Below are 20,652 nucleotides of genomic sequence, written 5' to 3' on the forward strand. Positions count from 1 at the left end.
TTATTCCACCTCTCTGATCCTGCCGCGTTCTATTATATCCATCGCTTCAACGGCAGCAAGCTGATTCACAAACTCGATTTGAAAACTTCCGGGCCCCCGGCTTTCCGTTTTCTCCGCGGCCAACTCGGCCGCCGTTCCATAAAAAGCGGCTGCAGATACAGCGGCATGGCAAACGTCTTTTTCAACGGCGCGAAACGCACCGATGACAGAGGTAAACAGGCAGCCTGTCCCCGTCACTTTCGTTAGCAGTTGATGTCCGTTGCCTACGGTATACGTTCTTGTTCCATCCGTTATCACATCTTCAGCTCCGGTTATGATGACGGCTGTATCCCATAATTTCGCGGCTTTTTTTGCGAGCTCCGTTCTGTCGCTGCTCCCTTCACCCGCGTCCACGCCTTTGATCAGCCAGTCTTCTCCAAGCGTGTTGGCAATTTCTGCGGCATTGCCTCTGACGGCGGAAACCTTCACTTCGCGCATGATCGCTTGAGCCGATTCCGTTCGAAACGGCGTTGCCCCGGCACCGACTGGATCAAAAATAACCGGCACTCCATGTTCATTGGCGGATTTTCCTGCAATGATCATCGATTCAACAGATTCACGGCTGAGCGTGCCGATGTTCAGCACAAGGGCTCCGGCGATCTTTGCCATGTCGGCGGCCTCTTCCCTCGCATACGCCATCACCGGCGATGCGCCGAGAGCCAGCAAACCGTTTGCCGTAAAGTTGGTGACGACATTGTTTGTCATATTGTGTACGAGCGGTTTTTGCTTTCTGACTTTCTCAATTCCCCTTGCGGCATCTTCCAGATTCATTCGGCTGCATCCCTTTCTGTTTTTGAATTCTCGCTCCATATATACGATTTTGTATGATCAATCCACGCCCTCGCAGCAAACGACAGATAGCGGTCTTTTCTCCAAATGACGGCAACATGCCAAGGAATGGCCGGCCTCACCAGCGGAATGCTCCTCACCCTTTCAGGGTCAAGATCCCGGCAAATTCTTTCGGGCAAAAGACCGATCCCGAGGTTCGCGGAAACCATTTCACTGATGAAATCCCATTGCGAGGTTTCATAAATGACATTCGGCTGAAATCCCGCCTTCAAGCAGGCTGTAATAATCCGTTCGTGAAGAACAAAGTCTTCCCGGAAGAAAATAAACGGTTCTTCGCTTAACTGCCGAAGCTCGATCTCTTCCGCATCGGCAAAGCGATGGGACGGGTGGACGATCAGCATTAAGTCTTCTTTTACAATCGTAAAGGAGTGAAAAGTCTCCTCTTTTGCAGGCAGGACGACAACGCCGATATCAAGCGACCCGTCTTCCACTCCCTCCTGCACTTTCACAGATCCGTGCTCAACAAGCTGAAAGGTGACGTTCGGATATTTATCTCTGAAATCCCCTATCACTTTCGGAAAAAAACCGGAACCGATCATCGGCGGCAAACCGATCCGAACGTGCCCTTTTTTGACGTCCATCAAGTCGTTCAACTCTGAAGTTAAATTTTGAAACGACTTGGTGATTTCCTGGGCCTGCACATACATGCTTTGCCCCGCGTCAGTCAGCTCGATCTGCCGCCCCCGCCGGTAAAACAGCTCGATCCCCAGCTCTTCTTCAAGATTTTTAATCATTTTGGAAATTGTCGGCTGGGATATGTATAATGACTGAGCAGCTTTTGTGAAGCTTTTCAGACGGGCTACCTCCAAGAAATAGGTTAAGTGGCGTATGTCCATTTGTTTGACATCCTTTCAGAGTTCCTGCTTGTATTCATATTCTAAACCAATTTCATTGTTTTCTGCACCCCCGCGGAATTCCTTCTTCATCAACATAAAAAAACGCTGCCGGCATACAGCCGGCAGCGCCTATCTTCGGGCGATCGCCTCATCCTGTTCCTTCAGCGTGTCCACATTCGAACGGGTATCCTCAATGTTTTTACGAACAGCCTCTTTATACTGTTTGACCATATTGCAAATTTCGGCTTCGCGTTCAAGCCACTTTTTTGTAAAATCAAGGTTGTTCCGCCCGAGCGCTCCGGCTGACGGGCTTTTTAAAGACACGGCTTGAAGCGTGCTGCTTACTTGTTCCAGCTGCTTCATAACCGCCGCATGGTTAAGTTTAATCGTTTTGCTCATTTCAACCATCCTTTTAAACCGTTGATTGTGCTGTGCAGAGCGTCGACGGCCTCCTCTCCTTTTTCCATCAGAAAGTCCGCCCGGTCGGCTGACCAGCTTGCAGCCTGAACAGCCCCTTTTTCAGAATCTAAAGCAAATATCTTTAAATCGATTTTATGAATATACCGATCATACTCATCGGTGAAAATTCTGTACATAGCCGTGTGCGCTTCATCACGTGCTTCGTCAAAATCGGCTGCTCTGCTTCCGGTCCACGACTCATTAAGGTTCGGTCGCAAAATCTGCCTGATTTCTTCGATTCCGAGGTTTTGTTCCCGCTCTACATCGCGCTTTGCCCGCTCCAGCCTTGCAATTTGTTCTTCCAGCTCTGCCGCCTTATGGGAGAGGACACCGTGTATTTTTTGCAGCGTGTCTGAGTAGTCCATTATTGTCACCTCTGAAATTGCAGTATGATTCGCATTGATTGTTTCCTTGTCAAATTATGATTCGGTTTAGATTCACATCTTTGACTAGACTTGCTCATTTCCAATATTTATAGTTTAAGTCGAAAATCACGGATGTTGAATAGGCTTTAAATACTGTTTTTAGGGATATATACACAGTTAAGCATCTTCCTCACACCGCATTTTAAGTACATATAACCCGTCTTTTTGAATCATCTGTACACCGCTTTCATCGCGGACAAGTCTAAAGGCACGGGAACACGCCGGTTTAATGGTCACAAAAAATCGCCAAATGATTCCGGGCGGCAATTTCTAATTTTAGCCAGTAAACTGTTTCTTTTGACCCGATTTCCGCTTTTAACTATAGACAAAATGAATAATATATATTCTGTATATGTATTTTACCTATACTTAAAACTCATGTACACTCTTGTTTAGAAAGGGGGATAATGACATGAAAACATTCATTAAAGGATTAGGTCAGGTCGCTCTTTTATTTTTATTCGCGCGTTTCATGAATCTGATTGTCGAGGTTCTTCATATAAACATTCCCGGCAGCATTCTCGGGATTATCGTCATTTTTGCGCTTCTCCATTTCAAAATCATTAAGCTGGAATGGATTGAAATCGGCGCGCTGTGGCTTCTCGCGGAGCTGCTTTTGTTCTTTGTCCCTTCAGCCGTCGGGATTATGAACTACGGGGATATTTTAGCTGAATTCGGCACAAGCATTATACTCGTTGTCCTCATCAGTACATTCGTTGTTATGGTGTCGACCGGAATGCTGACTCAATTGATTGCCAAAAGAAAGGAAAGGAAAAAAACATGCTCATCGGATGCATAAGCCTGATCGCAACAGTTTTAATCTATTTGGGCGCAAAAGCGGTTTATACACGCCATCCAAAGGTGTATGCATCACCTTTATTGGTCACGCCGGTGATACTGGTCGGCCTGCTGCTTTTCATCAACGTGCCTTTTGAAGCATACAATGCGGGCGGACGCTTGTTGACAGACATGCTCCAGCCGGCAACCGTGGCTTTTGCGATTCCGCTGTACAAATACTTTCCAATCTTGAAAAAATACGCGGTTGAAATCATTATCAACGTGGCTGTAGGCTGCTGTATCGCGATCCTGTCAACAGCGTTTATCGCAAAACTCTTCAAGCTGAATGAAGACCTGATCGAGAGCCTTGTTCCCAGATCGGTCACAACACCAATCGCAATGAGCGTTTCTGAAATGATCGGCGGAATGCCTGCGGTGACCGCTGTTTTTGTCATATTGACCGCACTGTTCGGGTCAGTGATCGGACCGATGGTCATTCGCTACTTCCGGATTGATAATGAAATCGCAAGGGGCGTGCTGCTTGGCACAAGCGCCCACGGCGCAGGTACGTCAAAAGCATTTGAGCTGAGCTCCGTGTCCGGAACGATTTCAAGTGTATCGATGATCCTGGCTGCGATCATCACGCTTTGTGCAGCGCCGTTTCTGATTTCCCTTATTGCAGTGTAATAACCAAAAAATAAAAAACCAAATTGGTGAAGGTTTCCGCCAATTTGGTTTTTTCATTTAGAAATCGATCAGCCATATGATTACGGACATCATGAATAATATAACGACCGGAATAATAGAAATACACCTGAGAGCCCGGTCATGCGGTAATTTTGGGGAAATTGCTTTTAACAGCTTGACGTTCAGTAAACCAATCAAACCGAAAATTGTGAAGATTCCCGATTCATCCGCCGTCCTTTCCGAGAAAAATTCATCGGCTTTTTCTTTGGAAAATGTCCACAGGAATCCTGCGAAAGCCCCTGTGAGGAAAAGCGATCGTCAATATTACTTGGATAAAGACCATCACCATATTCTCACCCTTTCAGCTGTTCAACCGCCGTCTCAAATTCCTTTTCAATCTCTGCCGGCGGCTTCTTTGTCATCAGGCTGACGGCGATGATCACGACTGTACAAACAATAAATCCGGGAATGATTTCATAAACCGGGTCAAAAGCTTTCACTTGCTCCCACACAATAACGGTCAGCGCCCCGGACAGCATCCCTGAAAGCGCGCCCCACTTCGTCATGCGTTTCCAATACAGGCTCAGCAGAACGACAGGGCCAAATGCCGCCCCGAAGCCTGCCCATGCATAGCCGACAAGATTCAGTATCGTTTCATTCGGATGAAGCGCCATCATGAGTGCGATCATTGAAATGGCGAGGACAGACAGCCTTCCAACAAGAACAAGTTCTTTGTCAGAAGCCCCTTTCCGGATAAACGCTTTATAAAAATCCTCTGTCAGCGCGCTTGAGGTTACAAGAAGCTGCGAAGAAATCGTGCTCATGACAGCCGCTAAAATGGAGGCCAGTAAGAACCCCGTAATCACCGAAGGGAACAAAAGGTCGGCAAGCTTAATGAATATCGTCTCGGCATTCTTTAACGAAAGATGATTCGCGCTGAAATAGGCGATGCCGACGAGACCTGTCAGCATCGCTCCGCAAATCGAAAAGATCATCCAGCCCATGCCGATTCTTCTGGCACTCTTCAGCTCTTTCACGCTTGAAATCGCCATAAACCTGACAATAATATGAGGCTGTCCAAAGTAGCCGAGCCCCCATGCCAGTAATGAAATGATACCGATTACGGTTGTTCCTTGAAACGGGCGGAGAAGGTCCGGGTTAACCGCGTTCACTTCCGAAAACGCCGGTGCAATTCCCCCCAATTGGACAAAAACGACTACCGGCATTAAGATAAGCGCGATAAACATGATCGTCCCTTGAACAAAATCGGTCCAGCTGACAGCCAAAAAGCCCCCGAAGAGCGTATAAAGAATGACAACCCCGGCCGTCAGCCAGATGCCGATCCGATAATCAAGGTGGAATGCGGTTCTGAACAGCTCTCCGCCCGCCACCATTCCGGATGATGTATAAAAAGTGAAAAATACTAAAATAACAAAAGCCGACGTCATCCGTAACAACCTTGAACTGTCTTTAAAACGGTTTTCGAAATAATCGGGTATGGTAATGCTGTTGCCGGCCGTTTCCGTATACGTCCTTAGCCTCGGCGCAACATACACCCAGTTCAAATAAGCGCCGATTGTCAGACCGACAACGATCCAGCCGCTGCTCAATCCGTTCAGGAACATCGCACCGGGCAGCCCCATTAATAGCCATCCGCTCATATCGGAAGCTCCTGCGCTTAACGCGGTGACGGCGGGGCCCAAATTTCTTCCGCCAAGCATGTAGTCGGTCAAATTTGATGTCCTGCGATATGCAAAATATCCGATGAAAAGCATTCCTGCCATATAAATACCTATCGATATTAAAATTCCGTAATCCATAACTTCCCCCTGCCTGAGTTTTTTGCGTAATATCAATATACATGAATAATTGATCGACAGGTATTGTTTTTATCGCAAAATTTTTCCCCATCCTGCAGTCAGCCGGCTTACATTAACGATGGCGGATTCGCAAAAAGACAACTTTTAAATAATCGCCCTCAGGATAGCTTTTCACCGTTTTAAAATCTTCGGGAAGCGAATGCTCTTCAAGCACTGTAAAGCGCGTCCCCGTTTCTTTGCATGCCGCTTCGATAAAGCCTTTGAATTTTTTCATCCCAAAAGCGCTGCTGTTCGTCGAAGCGACGATCACACCTTGATCTTTAGTGATTCGAATCGCGTCTTTCAACAAATTTTTATAATCCTTTGCCGCGCTGAATGTATGCTTTTTCGTTCTCGCAAATGAAGGCGGATCAAGGATGACGAGGTCAAAGGCGAGTTCTTTTTTTGCCGCGTATTGAAAATATTTAAAAACGTCCATGACTTTAATATCATGGGCTTCATAGTCGAGCCCGTTCACGCTGAATTGTTCGATCGTCCTGCTTAAACTGCGGTTTGCAACATCAACGCTCGTCGTTTTTTCGGCGCCCCCGAGCGCCGCCGCCACAGAAAATGCGCCGGTATATGAGAAGGTGTTGAGCACGGTTTTTCCTTCCGCATAACGGTCCCTAACCGCCTTGCGGACATGGCGCTGATCGAGAAAAACGCCGGTCATCGCTCCGTCATTAAGGTAAACGGCAAAATGAATGCCGTTCTCTTTCACAATGATCGGGAATTCCCCTCTTTCCCCTTTGACAAAGTCGTCATCTTCTACATACTGCCCGGCCGTATTAAACCGTTTTTTCTCATATACGGCTTTATAGTCCGTCAATTCATCAAGGGCTTCCATAATCGTTTCTTTAAACGCATAAATCCCTTTGCTGTACCATTGGAACAAATAGTAGCCGTCATAATAATCAATCGTAAAGCCGCCGATTCCGTCGCCTTCCCCGTTAAACAAACGAAAAGCGGTCGTATCCGGATCTTGAAAAAGCGTTTTTCTGGCCTGAAAGGCTTTCGCCAGCCTGCTTAAAAAGAATGACTGGTCAATCGATTCCTCTTCGTTTTGGGTCAGAATCCAGCCGATCCCTTTGTTTTGCTCGCCATAATAGCCCTTTCCTAAAAACCTGCCGTTTTCATCGGTAATCCTGATCAGCGATCCTTCTTTTATGCCGTTTTCTTGCGAAGAAACGGCTTCTTTTTCGATTAGAGGATAGCCCTTTTTCATTTTTGCAGTGAATGGATGTTTTATTTTTAATGTATGCATTTGATTCAGTCCTTATCTTAAAGTCTTCTCTATCCTACCATAACGCCTGATAGTTATTCTTATTCATCATGTAATCGATATAATTGACAGACGATTCCGATTTTTCTAAGATGATGGAGAAACGAAAGGAGGAATGGCGAAATGGCGCGAATTGACCACGTAGGACTGATGGTGAAAGACATTGATGCTTCGATCACATTCTACCAGGATGTGATCGGAATGACGCTGAAAGGCAGAATGACCCATACAAATGGCGTTATGAAACTCGCTTTTTTAGGATTTGAGAACAAAGACGAGACAGAGCTTGAATTGATCGAGGGATATAACGACAGTCTTCCTCAGGAAGGAAAAGTTCATCATTTTGCCGTCTCAACCGATGATATCGAGGCTGAATTCGCCCGCGTAAAAGGCGCCGGCATCAAGCTGATGGAAGATGAGATCACCATATTGCCAAACGGCTTCCGCTATTTTTTTCTTTTTGGGCCCGAAGGAGAAATGGTTGAGTTTTTTCAAAGAACATAACCGGACGCGGCTTATCGCCGTTTCCGGTCTTTATAGAACGCGGAAAGCCGGCGGCTGTTTTTCGATAAACCTTTTGATGTTTTGATATGTCACCTCTTCGATACGCCTGATGCTCTCATACGTAGCGCCGCCGATATGCGCCGTGCAAATGACATTGTCGAGACCGGTGATTCGGGCAGCCGGCGGTTCGGTTTCAAAGACGTCCAATGCTGCGCCCCTGATCTGTTTTTGTTCAAGCGCTTGAATAAGCGCGCTTTCGTCCACCACTTCTCCGCGGGCAATGTTGATCAGGTACGCGGTTTTCTTCATTTTTGCCAGCTTTTCTTGATTGATCAAATGATAGGTGGCAGGTCTTAAAGACGTGCTGATACATACAAAGTCCGATTTTGTCAGGAGATCGTCAAGCTCTGCGAACCGTACATTGAGCCGTTTGGCTGCATTGTAGTCTTTGTAGGTGCCGTACGCCAAAACGTTCATATTAAACCCGGAAGCCCGTCTTGCAACCTTTTTGCCGATTTCCCCAAAACCGATAAGCCCCAGTGTTTTTCCATCGAGCTCATAGCCCATCGCCGACTGCCATAAGCCGGCTTTGACAGCGGCGTTTGACTGCGGGATCGAACGGGCGCCAGAGAGCAGAAGACCGAATGCCAAATCGGCGACTGCCGAGGCATTTTGGCCGGGTGCATTCGTGACAAGGATTCCTTTTTCATTTGCATATTCCACATCAATATTATCGATTCCCGCGCCGAATTTCATGATATATCGAAGTTCCGGAGCGGCGTCGATCAGCTCCCGGTCCGCTTTTTCAACGCCGGCGATATAAATATGGACATCTTTGATATGAGTCAGTAAATCCTGTCTCGTCAACCGATTTGAATCCATAAACGTAAATTCGAAGCCGAGCCGTTCGACCCTTTCTCTCAACCGCGGCGCTGCGCGGTAAAACAGTCGGTTAAGCGTCAACAGCACTTTAACCAAAAGCGCTCCTCCATTCGTCAGGAATTTTTGCACGCCAAGAAAAATGCTTGTTTCCGATGAAAGGAAACAAGCGAATATGGGGATACGTCAGGGTTTGTTTTCATTATATCGATTCATCCTGCGATTTAAAATGTGTTTGGCATGTTAGCTGACATGGTTTTTAGACAATTTGGCCGGCTGGTTAAAGGCCGTGGACTGCAAATACTTAAAATATTGACGGGCGTACGGGTGTGAGGTTTGTGAATTCCAAGGCTTGTTTCCGCCGCAGAAATGAACGATTGCGGGATTTGTCCTTGTTTCCATATAGCGCTTTTGATCGATGAGGGAAGCCGGCGTTTTTTCTTTTAAAATAATGTGTGTTTGGGCGTTCCATCTTGGATGAAGTTCGAGCCACTGATCATAAAGAATCGCATTCAACGCGTCCTGGTCATGAAACACAAACATGTCTTCATCGTTATTATTGATAAAGTCGATGACTTTTTTCGAAATGTCGTTTTTTCTCCAGGCTTCCATATCGATGACCATAATGCCCGAGTTAAAATACTTTGCTTCGTCGCTGATGTTCATCTTTTTCAGCCGTTCATGCTGGCCTGCATCTTCTACTGCCGCTGCGAAATAAGGTGATATGTCCATGTCCCACAACTTCGATATATCCTCTAACACTAATGCGTCGCAATCGACATAGATCATTCGTTTGACAGATTCGTCATCAATCAGATCGGGGATGGAAATCCGATAGTATGCCGCTTTTGTAATATGACTGCTTTCGACCGCCCGGTCATACTGGCTTTTTTCTACATTAAGAAATGTAATGGGAGCCCCGAATTGAAGGGTTGTCTCTTCCAGACGCTTTTTATTTTCCGGTTCAATTCCTCCGTCGATGACATACAGTTTCACATCGCGTGTCTGATCCATATTCGTCAGCAATGATGCGAACATCACGCTTAAATGCTGTGCGTAGTTATTGTCTGTACAAGAAATAATATGCATGGTTCGGTCGCTTTTCATATGTCGTCCATCTCCTTTTCTTTTTTTGTTCTATTCCCTTTTTTCAAAAGATAAACACCGGCGATAGGCCGAAAAAAAAAAGGATCATGCAAGATCCTCGGATTGTATAGCGTCTATTTTGCTATCTTTTAGCAAGATGCTGCTTTAAATAAAAGTAAGGATAGCCAACAATGATGAGCGGGGCTGCTAATGCAAGGAGTATCCATGAGCCTGAGTGACTGCCTCTAATGACTCCAATGAAAATACAAGTACCGACGAGAAAATATAATAAAGCACCTAAGAACCAATACATCTTCATTCCTCTTTTTCTTTACGCTTGTTCTTGGATTGACGATTTTTGTTTCTCTGCTTGTCTGTTTCGTTCGCATTGCTTAATCGATCAGGGCACTGATTTTTTGACACTTTCTCAGTTCGGATTCCTTTTCTTTTTAATGATAAAATTGTGAGATCAATCGATTTCAATGTTGATCATTCCTTTAATGAATAGTGAGTTCCTCATTATTTTAAATGTAAATTTGGAAAGATAAAACGTACATAAAGGCAGAATGCATATGTACGTTTGGGCAATGTTCATATGTTGGGAAGATCTAATGGTTCACTGCACATTGGTATTGTTGTGTTCCTTCTCTTCCTATAAAATGATTGGATAAATGTATGTTGCACGTTCAATGAAATGGGATCGATTTTCATAAGTCTCTTTTTGGTTAAACTGTTAAAGGAAGTGGATGAGGTTTGCTGATAAGGAATCCTTTCAAAGAAAAATACTACTCACATGATAGGCGGGCATTAAATATGCTTGCACTCAGAGTGCCGGGCCTGGCTTTTATTCTCATGATCTATGTCGCCTCTATCGTGCTGCAATTTCTTAATGGGAGCTGGTCCATTTTATTGCTTAATGTGTTTACGGTATTGACCGCCATCTTTGCTTTGATGCATTGGCACTCATATCGCTGGGTTAAGAAAAGGGTGATTCTGTACTTCATATTACAAGGTTTGATCACTTTTACACTTGCTAATGTCATGTCAGGCTTTTTAGTGCTGATCATCATTGGCCTTTATGCATTTTTGATCGGACAGATTATAGGAATGGCAGACAGAAGAAAGACGTTCCTCATCCTTTATTTATTGCTTCTGCTGTCAATCACTGTACTATATCATATTCACAAAGGTGAATATTTGCATTTTCTTGTCATAGCAGTACCTATTATGATCGTGATTATCACATATGCCGCTACATTTTTTGCCCAAGTCGATGAAAGGATAAAAGCGCAGCTGACTCTTGAAAGGCTGGAGCTGGCTCATCAGCAGGTAGAACAGCTGACGCTGCAAAACGAGAGACAGCGTATGGCCCGGGACTTGCACGATACGCTTGCTCAAGGGCTGGTCAGTTTAAATATGCAGCTGGACGCTATTCATATTCATCTCGCCAAAGACAACACAGAGAGAGCAAAAGAAATCGTTCAACAATCTATGAATAGAGTGAAAAGCACACTAGCTGATGCACGTTCAGCGATTGACGATCTGCGCAGCAAATCAGAAGAAATCGGTTTTTTAAAAGAAAGAATTACCTCATTAATGGATCATTTTCAAGAGTCGACAGGCATGGCTTGTTTTTTAGACTACAGATTAGACCAAGTGCCGGACATTAGAACAGCTGAAAACTGTTATTACATCATTGGAGAATGCATAGCGAATGCCGTAAAGCATGCTGAAGCAGAAACGATCTCAGTGTCCATTTGGGATGATGATAAGAGGAGGCTCCATTTAACCGTCAAGGATAACGGCAAAGGATTTGATGTTGAAAAGGGCAAGAAAAAGAGAGGACATTATGGGCTTCTCGGCATAGAAGAACGCGTCAGAGCAATGAAAGGCCAATTCAATATAAAGAGTACAACATCTAAAGGAACACAAATTGATATCACTGTACCAATTCAGGGAGAGATGCAAGATGAATAAGGTTTTAATCGTTGATGACCATCTTGTCGTGAGGGAAGGTCTGAAGCTTTTAATTGAAACGAATGATCACTACATCATCATAGGAGAGGCGGAAAATGGCAAAGCAGCAGTTCGCCTTGCAGATGAATTAAAACCGGATATTATTCTCATGGATTTGTATATGCCAGAGATGAGCGGGTTAGAAGCCATTAAACTAATAAAAGAAAAACACGACATCCCCATCATTATTTTGACTACGTATAATGAAGATCACTTAATGATCGAAGGAATTGAATTAGGGGCGAAAGGATATCTATTGAAGGATACAAGTTCAGAAACCCTTTTTCATACGATGGATGCAGCAATAAGAGGAAACGTGCTATTGCAGCCTGATATCTTAAAACGTCTGCAAGAAATCCAATTGGAGCGGATGAAGAAGCAGAGCAGTGATACGCAGCTGACAGAAAAGGAAGTCATTGTTCTAAAAGCAATTGCTAAAGGTCTTAAAAGCAAAGCGATTGCCTTTGATTTGGGCGTCTCTGAGAGAACAGTAAAGTCTAGACTAACGTCCATTTACAATAAATTAGGCGCGAATTCAAGAACTGAAGCAGTGACGATTGCCATGCAAAGAGGCATTCTGACATTAGATTAATAATATCAAATTTAAAATTTGCCCAAACGTACATGCCCGAATGTACGTTTTTTTTATTTCATTGTCCACTACAATGAGAAAGAATGTGATCAAGCAATGTGTTGAAAGGAGATTATCATGTCAAAAATGTTATATAAATTAGGAGGATGGGTTGCTCGCAATCGCATAAAAGTAATATGCGCATGGATCGTTGTGCTAGTTGCTTCGATAGGCCTTGCAATCACGTTAAAACCAAGTTTTTCTGAGGATATGTCCATACCTGACACACCTTCGGAAAAAGCGATGGATGTCATTCAAAAAGAATTTCCCCACGGTCCTGATAAAGGGAGCATACGGGTTATTTTCGGTGCTGAAGATGGGGAGAAACTGACTTCGAAGTCAGCGGAAAAAGCAATAGAAAATACGTTAAAGGAAATCGATAAAGATGGTTCCGTTGACTCGATTGCAAGTCCTTTTGTGACAGGAACAATCGCGAAAGATGGCACAGTTGCCTATGCTGATATCAAGTATAAATCATCAGCAGATGATATTAAAGATTACTCTATCAAACACTTAAAAGACAGTTTGAAAATGGCTGATTATGAGGGATTGCAAACTGAGCTAAGCGGAGATGTACCAGGAGCTGAGATGGAGATAGGCGGTATCTCTGAAATTATCGGCATTATTTTGGCCTTTATCGTTTTGGCCATTACGTTTGGCTCTTTATTAATAGCAGGTTTGCCGATTTTAACAGCACTGATTGGATTAGGTGTAAGTATTGGGCTTGTTTTGATTGGGACACAAGTATTCGATATCGCTTCCGTCAGTCTATCATTAGCCGGAATGATTGGCCTTGCAGTTGGAATTGATTATGCTTTATTTATTTTTACGAAGCACCGCCAGTTTTTAGGCGAAGGTATACAAAAAAATGAATCAATTGCGAGAGCTACAGGAACAGCCGGGAGTGCAGTCGTTTTTGCCGGACTTACTGTTATCGTCGCACTTTGCGGATTGACTGTCGTTAACATTCCTTTTATGTCTGCAATGGGGCTGACAGCAGGACTTAGTGTACTGATGGCTGTTCTCGCTTCAATCACGCTTGTGCCTGCCGTCTTGTCGATAGCGGGGAAACGGATGGTTCCGAAAGCAAACAAGAAACAAGAAAAACAAAGCGCGGAAACAAATGTCTGGGGACGCTTTGTCACAAAGAATCCTATCATGCTAAGTGTATGCAGCATTCTGATTTTGCTCGTTATTAGTATCCCATCTATGCATTTGGAGCTGGGCTTGCCTGATGCAGGGATGAAAGCGAAGGATAACCCGGATCGCCGGGCTTATGACTTGCTTGCCGACGGTTTTGGAGAAGGATTTAATGGTCAATTAACAATTGTAGCGGATGCCGCAAGTGTAACAGAAAATAAGGCGGAAGCCTTCGCAGATGCAGTGACAGAAATAAAGGAACTGGACCATGTAGCGAGTGTCACTCCTGCAATGCCTAATAAAGAAGGGAACTTTGCCATCATTACAGTAGTTCCTGAAACAGGTCCAAATGATGCAGCAACGAAGGATTTGGTAAAGGATGTACGCAGCTTATCAGATAAAAACGGGGTAGATTTGCTCGTTACTGGATCGACCGCAGTGAATATTGATATTTCAGATCGCCTTAATGATGCGATACCGGTGTTTGCTGTACTCATTGTTGGTTTTGCGTTTCTATTGCTGACAATCGTATTCCGTTCGTTGCTTGTGCCTCTTGTTGCTGTCGCAGGTTTCATATTGACGATGACAGCCACTCTTGGAATCTGTGTATTTGTTTTACAAGACGGGAATCTCATCGACTTTTTCAAAATACCTGAAAAAGGGCCGATACTCGCGTTCCTGCCGATTTTATCCATTGGAATTCTGTTCGGATTAGCGATGGATTATCAAGTATTCCTTGTAAGCAGAATGCGTGAAGAATATGTAAAAACAAAGAATCCAGTACAAGCCATTCAGGCTGGATTAAAACACAGCGGTCCTGTTGTCACCGCAGCCGGCCTGATCATGATATTCGTTTTTGCAGGGTTTATCTTTGCTGGTGAAGCTTCTATTAAAGCCAACGGATTGGCTCTTTCCTTTGGTGTGCTCTTTGATGCATTTATTGTACGAATGACACTGATTCCAAGTCTGATGAAGCTGATGGGGAATGCAGCCTGGTATTTGCCAAAATGGCTGGACAAGATTATTCCGAATGTAGACATAGAAGGGCATCAACTCACGAAGGAAATACAGCCAGAAACAGCTCATGAACAAAAGAAACAAATCAGTATGTAATAGAAAGCAGATCTTTTACGAGATCTGCTTTTTTGCTTCATATGGACGTTTATTTTTTAGAAAAGGTTAATTGCTAATATAAGCCATGGAAAAGGATCATGCATGATCCTTTTTTTCTTTCACCTTCCCGGCGATCCAAAACGGCATATAAAGAAGATAGAAGAAGACGATCGTGACCGCTTCGGCTGATAAAAGATACCATGGCCATGGCCCGAGCACATCTAACAGTGAAGCTCCGCCGCCCGGCTTTTTCATCATGTACATATAGTTCGAATTCAGCAAACGGTTGATCAAAAAGATGAATGCGCCATAAACATTGACGAGAAGAAACGTGACCCAGAGAGAGCGCACAGTCGGCTTATACTTTTCGGCTGCAATCATCAGAAGGCAGGCCAGTACGACGATTCCGTGGGAGATGAAAAATTCAAAAAAGCGGAAATGAGGAAAGCCGTACCTTCCCAAGTCAGGCGTCAGAATCGCTTGCAAAGCGCTTCCCAAACCGGCAAAATAAAGAAATTTAAACAAGTTGAGGTTTTTCGTCAATAACAGGATGATGACAAGGTAAACCGAAAGGTCGCTGAGGTGAAGCGGCAAACAATAGCGCGGCGTCCATGAATTTACATAGATAAACCAGGAGTGGTAGCTGATTTCAGAAATCAATAAAACCGCCACAAAGGCATAGCGAATCACCCGGTTCCACCGCGGTTTTTGCAGCGTCTTGCGAAAGACGAACAAACAAACGCCGAGCGCTGCAAGCACCAGCAAAGTCAGTATATGAGATGTTGAAAAAAATTGAAACGAGCCGAGCTGATAATCTTTTTGAAAATATGTCTTCATCCTGAACACCCTGTCGTCAAAATATTTTAGAGTTATTTTGCGACAAATCACGGCGGTTATTCCTTTCAAACATAAAAAGGCCGCCGGGAATCCGGCCGCCGAGAAACTCACATGGATATAAAATCGTTTTTCTTTTCATCATCATTGACCTGAATCCGTTCAACCTTCCCGACAAGAAAGATGTAGGACAGGGCTCCCAGAAGGGCGAGGGTGCCGATAAAGACGAGGGCGGGCGCAAAGCTTCCCCCGTTAGCGAGAAAGCCGATGACAATCGGAACGATAACGGAGGCGAGGCTGCCGACAAAATTAAATACTCCGCCGGTCAGCCCGATCAAATGCTTAGGCGCTAAAGACGATACAAGCACCCATGTAATGGAGGCCAGACCGTTTCCAAAAAAGGCGAGCGTCATAAACAAAATGATCAGAGATGTTTGATCGACATAATTGGCTCCGATAATTGAAATAGACAGGAACAATCCGGTAATAATCGGTGTTTTGCGTGCAACCCCGGCCGATACACCTCTTTTGATCAAAAAGTCGGACAGGAAGCCGGACAACAGAACACCGATAAATGCCGCAAGAAACGGAAGCGAGGCGAGAAAACCGGATTGAAGAAAATCAAGGCCTCTATATTTTACAAGGTATGTCGGAAACCACGTCAGAAAAAACCATAAAGTCGAATTAACGGCGAACTGTCCGATATATATGCCCCACAGCTTCCGATGAGCGGTCACTTGTTTGAAATGCTTCCAATTAAATGCCGATTTCTCATTCTCGGAAGTCCGGGCGCGGCGGACGATACCCCCGCCTTTTTCAATGTGGTCAAGTTCAGCCTTGTTTACTTTTGGATGACGGTCAGGATCACGATAAAAGATATACCAGATAAGGCCCCAGATGATGCCGATTACCCCCGTTACGATGAACAGGCCGCGCCAGCCGACGACATGCTGGATGGCGCTGAGCGCCGGCGTCAAAAACGCAAGGCCGGCAAATTGCCCCGACGTATAAAATGCAATGGCTGAAGCTCTTTCCTGTTCAGGGAACCATGAAGTCACCACCCGGTTATTGGTCGGAAAAGCCGGCGCTTCAAACGCTCCGGTCGCAAGACGCAAGCCGAATAGCGAACCGAAGCCGCGGACAAACCCCTGAAGCAATGTTGCGAGCGACCATGTAACCAATGTAAAACCGTAGACAAGCCTCGGGCCAAACCGGTCGACAAGCCCGCCTCCCGGTATTTGCAGTGCGCAGTAAGCCCAGCCGAAAGCTGAAAAAATCAAGCCCAATTGAACGGCAGACAAGTTTAAATCGTCCCCGATTGCAGAAGCTGCAACAGAGATATTGCTTCGATCCATATAATTGATCACGACACATACAAAAATAAACAGCAGTACCCGCACTCTAACCTTTGTCGGCTTCTCTTTTAAAGTTGTTTGTTTCATGACAGGCCCTCTCCTTTTATTTGATTGTAATGACGGACACCTTTTGAAAACGGTATCATTTTTACCATTCAGCTATGCTTCCGTCCTTGTGCCGCCATACCGGATTGCGCCAGTTGTGCCCGATATCAGCCATTTTCCGGACGTGATCTTCATTGATGTCAATCCCAAGGCCAGGTCCATCCGGAATCCGGACATAGCCGTCTTCATAGAAAAACACCTTTTGATCCACTATATAATCAAGCAAATCCGTCCCTTTGTTGTAATGGATTCCTAAGCTTTGTTCCTGAATAAATGCATTGTGGCACGTTGCATCAACCTGAAGGCATGCCGCCAGAGCGATCGGGCCCAGCGGACAGTGAGGGGCGGCGGCGACATCAAATGCTTCCGCCATCGACAGGATCTTTTTGCACTCGGTAATTCCGCCGGCGTGTGACAAGTCAGGCTGAATGATATCGACATAGCCGTCAGTCAGCAGGTTTTTAAACTGCCACTTTGAAAACATCCGTTCTCCGGTCGCAATCGGAATTGAGACGAGGCTGGCGATATCGCGGAGCGCCTCGTTGTTTTCCGGCAGAACAGGCTCTTCTATAAACATCGGACGAAACGGCTCAAGCTCCTTTGCCAAAATCTTCGCCATCGGCTTGTGCACCCTGCCGTGAAAGTCAATGCCGATTCCAATGTACGGGCCGACAGCTTCTCTGACAGCTGATATTCTTTCAATCACCTGATCGATTTTTTCATGTGAATCGATGTATTGCAGCTCTTCCGTGCCGTTCATTTTGACGGCTGTAAAGCCTTTGTCAACCACCTGTTTGGCAGCGAGGCCGACGTCTAGAGGCCTGTCTCCGCCAATCCATGAATAGACCTTGATCGATTCCCTGTTCTTCCCTCCGAGCAGCTGATGCACGGGAGCATTGTAAAACTTGCCCTTAATGTCCCAAAGCGCTTGATCGATGCCTGCAATCGCGCTCATCAAAATGGGTCCGCCCCGATAAAACCCGCCTCTGTACATGACATTCCAGTGGTCTTCGATGTTCATCGGGTCTTTGCCGATTAAATATTCCATTAACTCGCCCACAGCCGCCTTAACTGTCGCGGCCTTTCCCTCGATTACCGGCTCTCCCCATCCTGTAATGCCTTCATCCGTTTCTATTTTTAAGAAAAGCCAGCGCGGCGGAATTTGGAAACACTCGTATCCCGTTATTTTCATCTTTGATCTCCCCTTTTTTACTGTTTTGCTGCTTCAACAAATTGCTTTGCTTTTTTGGACAGCTCTTCTAAAAACGCGTCATTAACCTCTTTATTAGCCCTGACAAGTGAACCGCCGATTCCCGCTCCGACCGCACCGGCCTGTAAAAACTCGTGAATGTTTTCCAAACCGACTCCTCCGGTCGGCAGCAGCGGAATATGCGAAAGCGGTCCGTGGATATCCTTGATATAGCCAGGCCCCATCGTCCCGGGAAATACCTTGATGATGTCTCCCCCGCTTTCATACGCCGTCAATATTTCAGTCGGGGTAAAGGCGCCCGGAATGCTGACCGCTCCATATCGCTTTGTCAGCTTGATCGTCTCTTCATTGACGGTCGGGGACAGGATAAACCGCGCTCCGGCTAAAAGCGCTGCTCTCGCAGATTCGGGGTCAAGAACGGTTCCCGCCCCGACAAGCATTTTGTCTCCAAATTTTTCTGAAACCGCTTCAATCGCTTTGATCGCTTGAGGGGAATTGAGCGTAATTTCCACGAGCCTGATGCCACCCGCTTTTAAGGCGCCGGCAATGCTCACTGCCTCCTCTGGATTGTATCCGCGGATGATCGCAATCACTTTTTGTTCTTCGATTTGTGACAATACATGCATTTCTGCCACCCTTTCTTTACGGTTTTTTTATCGGCTGACATCTTCTTCATCAGATTGTTCCATAAACGCAAACAGTGATTCGCGGTCAGGCAGCCCTTCAATATCACCGTTTACTGCAGCTACCATAGCGCCGACGGCACAGCCTCGTTTGACAGCTTCTGAAAGCGGAATATGATCAATCAAACCCGATAATACGCCGGCTGCAAAGCCGTCTCCGGCACCCACGGGGTCCGCTGCAGTCTGAATCTGATAGCCATCCGTATAGCCGCTTTCATTCCCGCCGGAATAATAAGCGCCTTTTGCACCAAGCTTGACGATGGCAGTTTCAGCCCCCAGCCCGCGGATGGCTTCCGCTATTTTTTTCTCATCAGCAGTGCCAAACAAAAAACGCCCTTCACTCAGGCCAGGAAGCACGATATCAGACTGTTTGATCAGATCAAACATGGTCTGCCGCGCCCGCTCTCCGTCCCAGAGCTTTTTTCGAAAATTCGGATCAAATACAACGCATTTATTGTGCTTTTTGGCGAGCTCCACTGCATAAAACACTGAATCTGAAGCGCTTTCACTTAAAGCCGGGGTAATTCCCGTAATGTATAAAAGCCCCGCTTTCTCAATGTACTGCTCATCAATATCGCTTTTCTTCAAAAAACTCGCCGCTGAAAGCTTCCTGTAATAGAAGACATTGACTTTGGCCGCGCTTTTCCTTTCTTTAAAAAACAAACCGGTCGGCGCCGCTTCATCGAGCTTCACCTGGCTGACATCGACTCCCTCTCCTCTGACAGAAGAAAGAATCATCGCCCCGAACTCGTCTTTTCCAAGCCGTGTAATCCAGCCGGCTTTTTTTCCGAGCTTCGAAAGCCCGATCAGCGTGTTTGTTTCTGCGCCCGCTATTCTCACCTGATAGTTTCTTGCGTATCTGAGAGGGCCGTCTTCATTCGGGGTGAACAGCGCCATTGTCTCTCCTATGCTAATAACATCCATCAGAACTCTCCCCCTTTGCTAAAGCGGCTTTTTAAATCCGCCAATGCTTTCTGTAATTTTTCCGGCTGTGTGAAGAAGCTGCTCAACGATAACGGCCTTTCTTGCGAGCATGCGCTCCTTTGGCCCGGCGGTGCTGATCGCCGCCTTCATCACGCCATCCGGACCATAGACAGGCGCCGCCAGACAAAACAAACCTTCTTCATTTTCTTCATTGTCAACGGCATATCCCTGTTCCAAAAATGTCTGCAGCTGCTTTTCCAGCTCTTTTCTGGCGGTGATGGTATGCCCGGTAAAGCGGATAAATTCCATGCGGTCGAGCAGCCCTTTCCTTTTGTCCTCCGGCATGAATGCCAAAAATGCCTTGCCAAGCCCGGTGCAATAAAGCGGTTTGCGCGAACCGGGCTGTGCGGTTGTTCTGATTGACCTGTTGTTATCGATTTTTGCGATATAGACGAGCTGATCATCGGATAGAACGGCCATAAACACCGTTTCCTGAACGCCGTCCATCAGCTGTTTTAAAAATGGAACACCCTGCGATGAAATGTCGATCGACTCCATGGCAGCGGTTCCAACTTGAATCAGTTTTGCCCCCAGCCTGTAACGCTTGATAGCATCCTGCTGAAGGTAGCCTTCATCCAAAAGTGTAGCGGCCAAATTGAATGTACTGCTCTGGGGCAGCGACAATTCTTTGCTGATTTCCTTTACGGTTAATCCATCCGGATGATTTGACAGCAATTCAAATATACGTACAACACGTACCGCGGATTTTACTGACATGACAACCTCCAACATTCACATATGTGATTCAAAATCAGGATCCTGATAATTCGGACGTATTCTAAACAGAAAGAAGGCTCACGTCAACCATCCTATTAAACAAAAAAACTCTTTTTATTAAACTTAAAATTACCGGTCTATCGAATCATTTATTTGATGCATGCAGGATTCACCCGTTCAGC

General features: G+C 45.6%; 22 protein-coding genes. 6 read left to right on the forward strand and 16 right to left on the reverse strand.

Annotated elements, in window-relative coordinates; genetic code table 11:
• The 4 genes from thiM to MKX80_RS20740 all read right to left on the reverse strand — a co-directional run bounded on the left by thiM (position 1) and on the right by MKX80_RS20740 (position 2,548).
• Positions 1-810, reverse strand: coding sequence for a hydroxyethylthiazole kinase (thiM, locus tag MKX80_RS20725; RefSeq protein ID WP_154998660.1), 810 nt, complete (start codon positions 808-810; stop codon positions 1-3).
• The gene (locus MKX80_RS20730; protein ID WP_154998658.1) at positions 807-1,724 is read right to left on the reverse strand and encodes a LysR family transcriptional regulator; all 918 of its coding nucleotides are present in this window, start codon (positions 1,722-1,724) and stop codon (positions 807-809) included. Before MKX80_RS20730 ends, thiM begins: the two co-directional genes overlap by 4 nt.
• A gap of 129 nt (positions 1,725-1,853) precedes the next feature.
• On the reverse strand, positions 1,854-2,123 hold the full coding sequence (locus MKX80_RS20735) for a YwqI/YxiC family protein (protein ID WP_065644440.1): 270 nt from the start codon (positions 2,121-2,123) through the stop codon (positions 1,854-1,856).
• Positions 2,120-2,548 (reverse strand): DUF5082 family protein, encoded by a 429-nt coding sequence (locus MKX80_RS20740; RefSeq protein ID WP_154998656.1) that lies wholly within the window; start codon positions 2,546-2,548, stop codon positions 2,120-2,122. Before MKX80_RS20740 ends, MKX80_RS20735 begins: the two co-directional genes overlap by 4 nt.
• 472 nt (positions 2,549-3,020) lie before the next feature.
• Between MKX80_RS20740 and MKX80_RS20745 the strand changes: the two genes are divergently transcribed.
• Both MKX80_RS20745 and MKX80_RS20750 read left to right on the forward strand, forming a co-directional pair.
• On the forward strand, positions 3,021-3,407 hold the full coding sequence (locus MKX80_RS20745; protein ID WP_003186233.1) for a CidA/LrgA family holin-like protein: 387 nt from the start codon (positions 3,021-3,023) through the stop codon (positions 3,405-3,407).
• Positions 3,389-4,072: a CidB/LrgB family autolysis modulator gene (locus MKX80_RS20750; protein ID WP_154998654.1), complete on the forward strand. Its 684-nt coding sequence runs from the start codon at positions 3,389-3,391 to the stop codon at positions 4,070-4,072. The genes MKX80_RS20745 and MKX80_RS20750 overlap by 19 nt, the downstream gene beginning before the upstream one ends.
• 353 nt (positions 4,073-4,425) lie before the next feature.
• On the opposite strand, the gene putP is transcribed toward MKX80_RS20750, so the two are convergent.
• On the reverse strand, positions 4,426-5,892 hold the full coding sequence (gene putP, locus MKX80_RS20755) for a sodium/proline symporter PutP (protein WP_268293747.1): 1,467 nt from the start codon (positions 5,890-5,892) through the stop codon (positions 4,426-4,428).
• A gap of 112 nt (positions 5,893-6,004) precedes the next feature.
• Positions 6,005-7,195: a class I SAM-dependent rRNA methyltransferase gene (locus MKX80_RS20760; RefSeq protein ID WP_268293749.1), complete on the reverse strand. Its 1,191-nt coding sequence runs from the start codon at positions 7,193-7,195 to the stop codon at positions 6,005-6,007.
• Between the two features lie 141 nt (positions 7,196-7,336).
• Here MKX80_RS20760 and MKX80_RS20765 point away from each other — a divergent pair, with 141 nt between their 5' ends.
• Entirely contained in the window at positions 7,337-7,717 is a 381-nt protein-coding gene (locus tag MKX80_RS20765) for a VOC family protein (protein ID WP_339227543.1), read from the forward strand.
• A gap of 30 nt (positions 7,718-7,747) precedes the next feature.
• Here the strand turns inward: MKX80_RS20765 and MKX80_RS20770 are convergent, their stop codons facing one another.
• The 4 genes from MKX80_RS20770 to MKX80_RS20785 form a co-directional block, all read right to left on the reverse strand.
• Complete coding sequence (locus MKX80_RS20770) at positions 7,748-8,695, reverse strand: phosphoglycerate dehydrogenase (RefSeq protein ID WP_326090016.1); 948 nt, start codon at positions 8,693-8,695, stop codon at positions 7,748-7,750.
• A 144-nt stretch (positions 8,696-8,839) separates the two neighbouring features.
• Positions 8,840-9,703 carry a glycosyltransferase family 8 protein gene (locus tag MKX80_RS20775; protein ID WP_154994794.1) on the reverse strand — a complete coding sequence of 288 codons (864 nt, stop codon included), beginning with the start codon at positions 9,701-9,703 and terminating at the stop codon, positions 8,840-8,842.
• A gap of 121 nt (positions 9,704-9,824) precedes the next feature.
• The gene (locus MKX80_RS20780; RefSeq protein WP_085959885.1) at positions 9,825-10,001 is read right to left on the reverse strand and encodes a hypothetical protein; all 177 of its coding nucleotides are present in this window, start codon (positions 9,999-10,001) and stop codon (positions 9,825-9,827) included.
• Positions 9,998-10,165, reverse strand: a complete 168-nt coding sequence (locus MKX80_RS20785) for a hypothetical protein (protein ID WP_234112392.1) — start codon at positions 10,163-10,165, stop codon at positions 9,998-10,000. Before MKX80_RS20785 ends, MKX80_RS20780 begins: the two co-directional genes overlap by 4 nt.
• A gap of 270 nt (positions 10,166-10,435) precedes the next feature.
• Here MKX80_RS20785 and MKX80_RS20790 point away from each other — a divergent pair, with 270 nt between their 5' ends.
• The 3 genes from MKX80_RS20790 to MKX80_RS20800 all read left to right on the forward strand — a co-directional run bounded on the left by MKX80_RS20790 (position 10,436) and on the right by MKX80_RS20800 (position 14,582).
• Complete coding sequence (locus MKX80_RS20790; RefSeq protein ID WP_182069866.1) at positions 10,436-11,659, forward strand: sensor histidine kinase; 1,224 nt, start codon at positions 10,436-10,438, stop codon at positions 11,657-11,659.
• Positions 11,652-12,290 (forward strand): two-component system response regulator YdfI, encoded by a 639-nt coding sequence (gene ydfI, locus MKX80_RS20795; RefSeq protein ID WP_006639539.1) that lies wholly within the window; start codon positions 11,652-11,654, stop codon positions 12,288-12,290. Before MKX80_RS20790 ends, ydfI begins: the two co-directional genes overlap by 8 nt.
• 117 nt (positions 12,291-12,407) lie before the next feature.
• Positions 12,408-14,582 carry an MMPL family transporter gene (locus MKX80_RS20800; RefSeq protein WP_268315650.1) on the forward strand — a complete coding sequence of 725 codons (2,175 nt, stop codon included), beginning with the start codon at positions 12,408-12,410 and terminating at the stop codon, positions 14,580-14,582.
• 96 nt (positions 14,583-14,678) lie between these two features.
• Here MKX80_RS20800 and MKX80_RS20805 read toward each other — a convergent pair whose 3' ends face one another.
• The 6 genes from MKX80_RS20805 to MKX80_RS20830 form a co-directional block, all read right to left on the reverse strand.
• Complete coding sequence (locus MKX80_RS20805) at positions 14,679-15,419, reverse strand: TIGR02206 family membrane protein (RefSeq protein ID WP_154997571.1); 741 nt, start codon at positions 15,417-15,419, stop codon at positions 14,679-14,681.
• 107 nt (positions 15,420-15,526) lie between these two features.
• Positions 15,527-16,858, reverse strand: coding sequence for an MFS transporter (locus MKX80_RS20810; protein WP_216929980.1), 1,332 nt, complete (start codon positions 16,856-16,858; stop codon positions 15,527-15,529).
• A 61-nt stretch (positions 16,859-16,919) separates the two neighbouring features.
• A complete protein-coding gene (dgoD, locus tag MKX80_RS20815) occupies positions 16,920-18,068 on the reverse strand; it encodes a galactonate dehydratase (protein WP_154997567.1) in 1,149 nt (382 codons plus the stop codon).
• Positions 18,069-18,085: 17 nt separating this feature from the next.
• Positions 18,086-18,712: a bifunctional 4-hydroxy-2-oxoglutarate aldolase/2-dehydro-3-deoxy-phosphogluconate aldolase gene (locus tag MKX80_RS20820; RefSeq protein WP_154997565.1), complete on the reverse strand. Its 627-nt coding sequence runs from the start codon at positions 18,710-18,712 to the stop codon at positions 18,086-18,088.
• 27 nt (positions 18,713-18,739) lie between these two features.
• A complete protein-coding gene (locus MKX80_RS20825; protein ID WP_154997563.1) occupies positions 18,740-19,693 on the reverse strand; it encodes a sugar kinase in 954 nt (317 codons plus the stop codon).
• Between the two features lie 18 nt (positions 19,694-19,711).
• Entirely contained in the window at positions 19,712-20,470 is a 759-nt protein-coding gene (locus tag MKX80_RS20830) for an IclR family transcriptional regulator (RefSeq protein WP_154997561.1), read from the reverse strand.
• Positions 20,471-20,652: the final 182 nt, after the last annotated feature.

The organism is Bacillus sp. FSL K6-0972, assembly GCF_037976035.1.
Lineage (GTDB): Bacteria > Bacillota > Bacilli > Bacillales > Bacillaceae > Bacillus > Bacillus haynesii.

What these genes read in the sequence shown, in the direction of transcription:
- MKX80_RS20830 (WP_154997561.1), bottom strand. Translation starts at nt 20,470, where the DNA reads ATGTCAGTAAAATCCGCGGTACGTGTTGTACGTATATTTGAATTGCTG.
- MKX80_RS20825 (WP_154997563.1), bottom strand. Translation starts at nt 19,693, where the DNA reads ATGGATGTTATTAGCATAGGAGAGACAATGGCGCTGTTCACCCCGAAT.
- MKX80_RS20745 (WP_003186233.1), top strand. Translation starts at nt 3,021, where the DNA reads ATGAAAACATTCATTAAAGGATTAGGTCAGGTCGCTCTTTTATTTTTA.
- MKX80_RS20800 (WP_268315650.1), top strand. Translation starts at nt 12,408, where the DNA reads ATGTCAAAAATGTTATATAAATTAGGAGGATGGGTTGCTCGCAATCGC.
- MKX80_RS20750 (WP_154998654.1), top strand. Translation starts at nt 3,389, where the DNA reads ATGCTCATCGGATGCATAAGCCTGATCGCAACAGTTTTAATCTATTTG.
- MKX80_RS20765 (WP_339227543.1), top strand. Translation starts at nt 7,337, where the DNA reads ATGGCGCGAATTGACCACGTAGGACTGATGGTGAAAGACATTGATGCT.
- MKX80_RS20810 (WP_216929980.1), bottom strand. Translation starts at nt 16,858, where the DNA reads ATGAAACAAACAACTTTAAAAGAGAAGCCGACAAAGGTTAGAGTGCGG.
- thiM (WP_154998660.1), bottom strand. Translation starts at nt 810, where the DNA reads ATGAATCTGGAAGATGCCGCAAGGGGAATTGAGAAAGTCAGAAAGCAA.
- MKX80_RS20760 (WP_268293749.1), bottom strand. Translation starts at nt 7,195, where the DNA reads ATGCATACATTAAAAATAAAACATCCATTCACTGCAAAAATGAAAAAG.
- dgoD (WP_154997567.1), bottom strand. Translation starts at nt 18,068, where the DNA reads ATGAAAATAACGGGATACGAGTGTTTCCAAATTCCGCCGCGCTGGCTT.
- MKX80_RS20740 (WP_154998656.1), bottom strand. Translation starts at nt 2,548, where the DNA reads ATGGACTACTCAGACACGCTGCAAAAAATACACGGTGTCCTCTCCCAT.
- MKX80_RS20730 (WP_154998658.1), bottom strand. Translation starts at nt 1,724, where the DNA reads ATGGACATACGCCACTTAACCTATTTCTTGGAGGTAGCCCGTCTGAAA.
- putP (WP_268293747.1), bottom strand. Translation starts at nt 5,892, where the DNA reads ATGGATTACGGAATTTTAATATCGATAGGTATTTATATGGCAGGAATG.
- MKX80_RS20780 (WP_085959885.1), bottom strand. Translation starts at nt 10,001, where the DNA reads ATGAAGATGTATTGGTTCTTAGGTGCTTTATTATATTTTCTCGTCGGT.
- MKX80_RS20735 (WP_065644440.1), bottom strand. Translation starts at nt 2,123, where the DNA reads ATGAGCAAAACGATTAAACTTAACCATGCGGCGGTTATGAAGCAGCTG.
- MKX80_RS20820 (WP_154997565.1), bottom strand. Translation starts at nt 18,712, where the DNA reads ATGCATGTATTGTCACAAATCGAAGAACAAAAAGTGATTGCGATCATC.
- ydfI (WP_006639539.1), top strand. Translation starts at nt 11,652, where the DNA reads ATGAATAAGGTTTTAATCGTTGATGACCATCTTGTCGTGAGGGAAGGT.
- MKX80_RS20775 (WP_154994794.1), bottom strand. Translation starts at nt 9,703, where the DNA reads ATGAAAAGCGACCGAACCATGCATATTATTTCTTGTACAGACAATAAC.
- MKX80_RS20805 (WP_154997571.1), bottom strand. Translation starts at nt 15,419, where the DNA reads ATGAAGACATATTTTCAAAAAGATTATCAGCTCGGCTCGTTTCAATTT.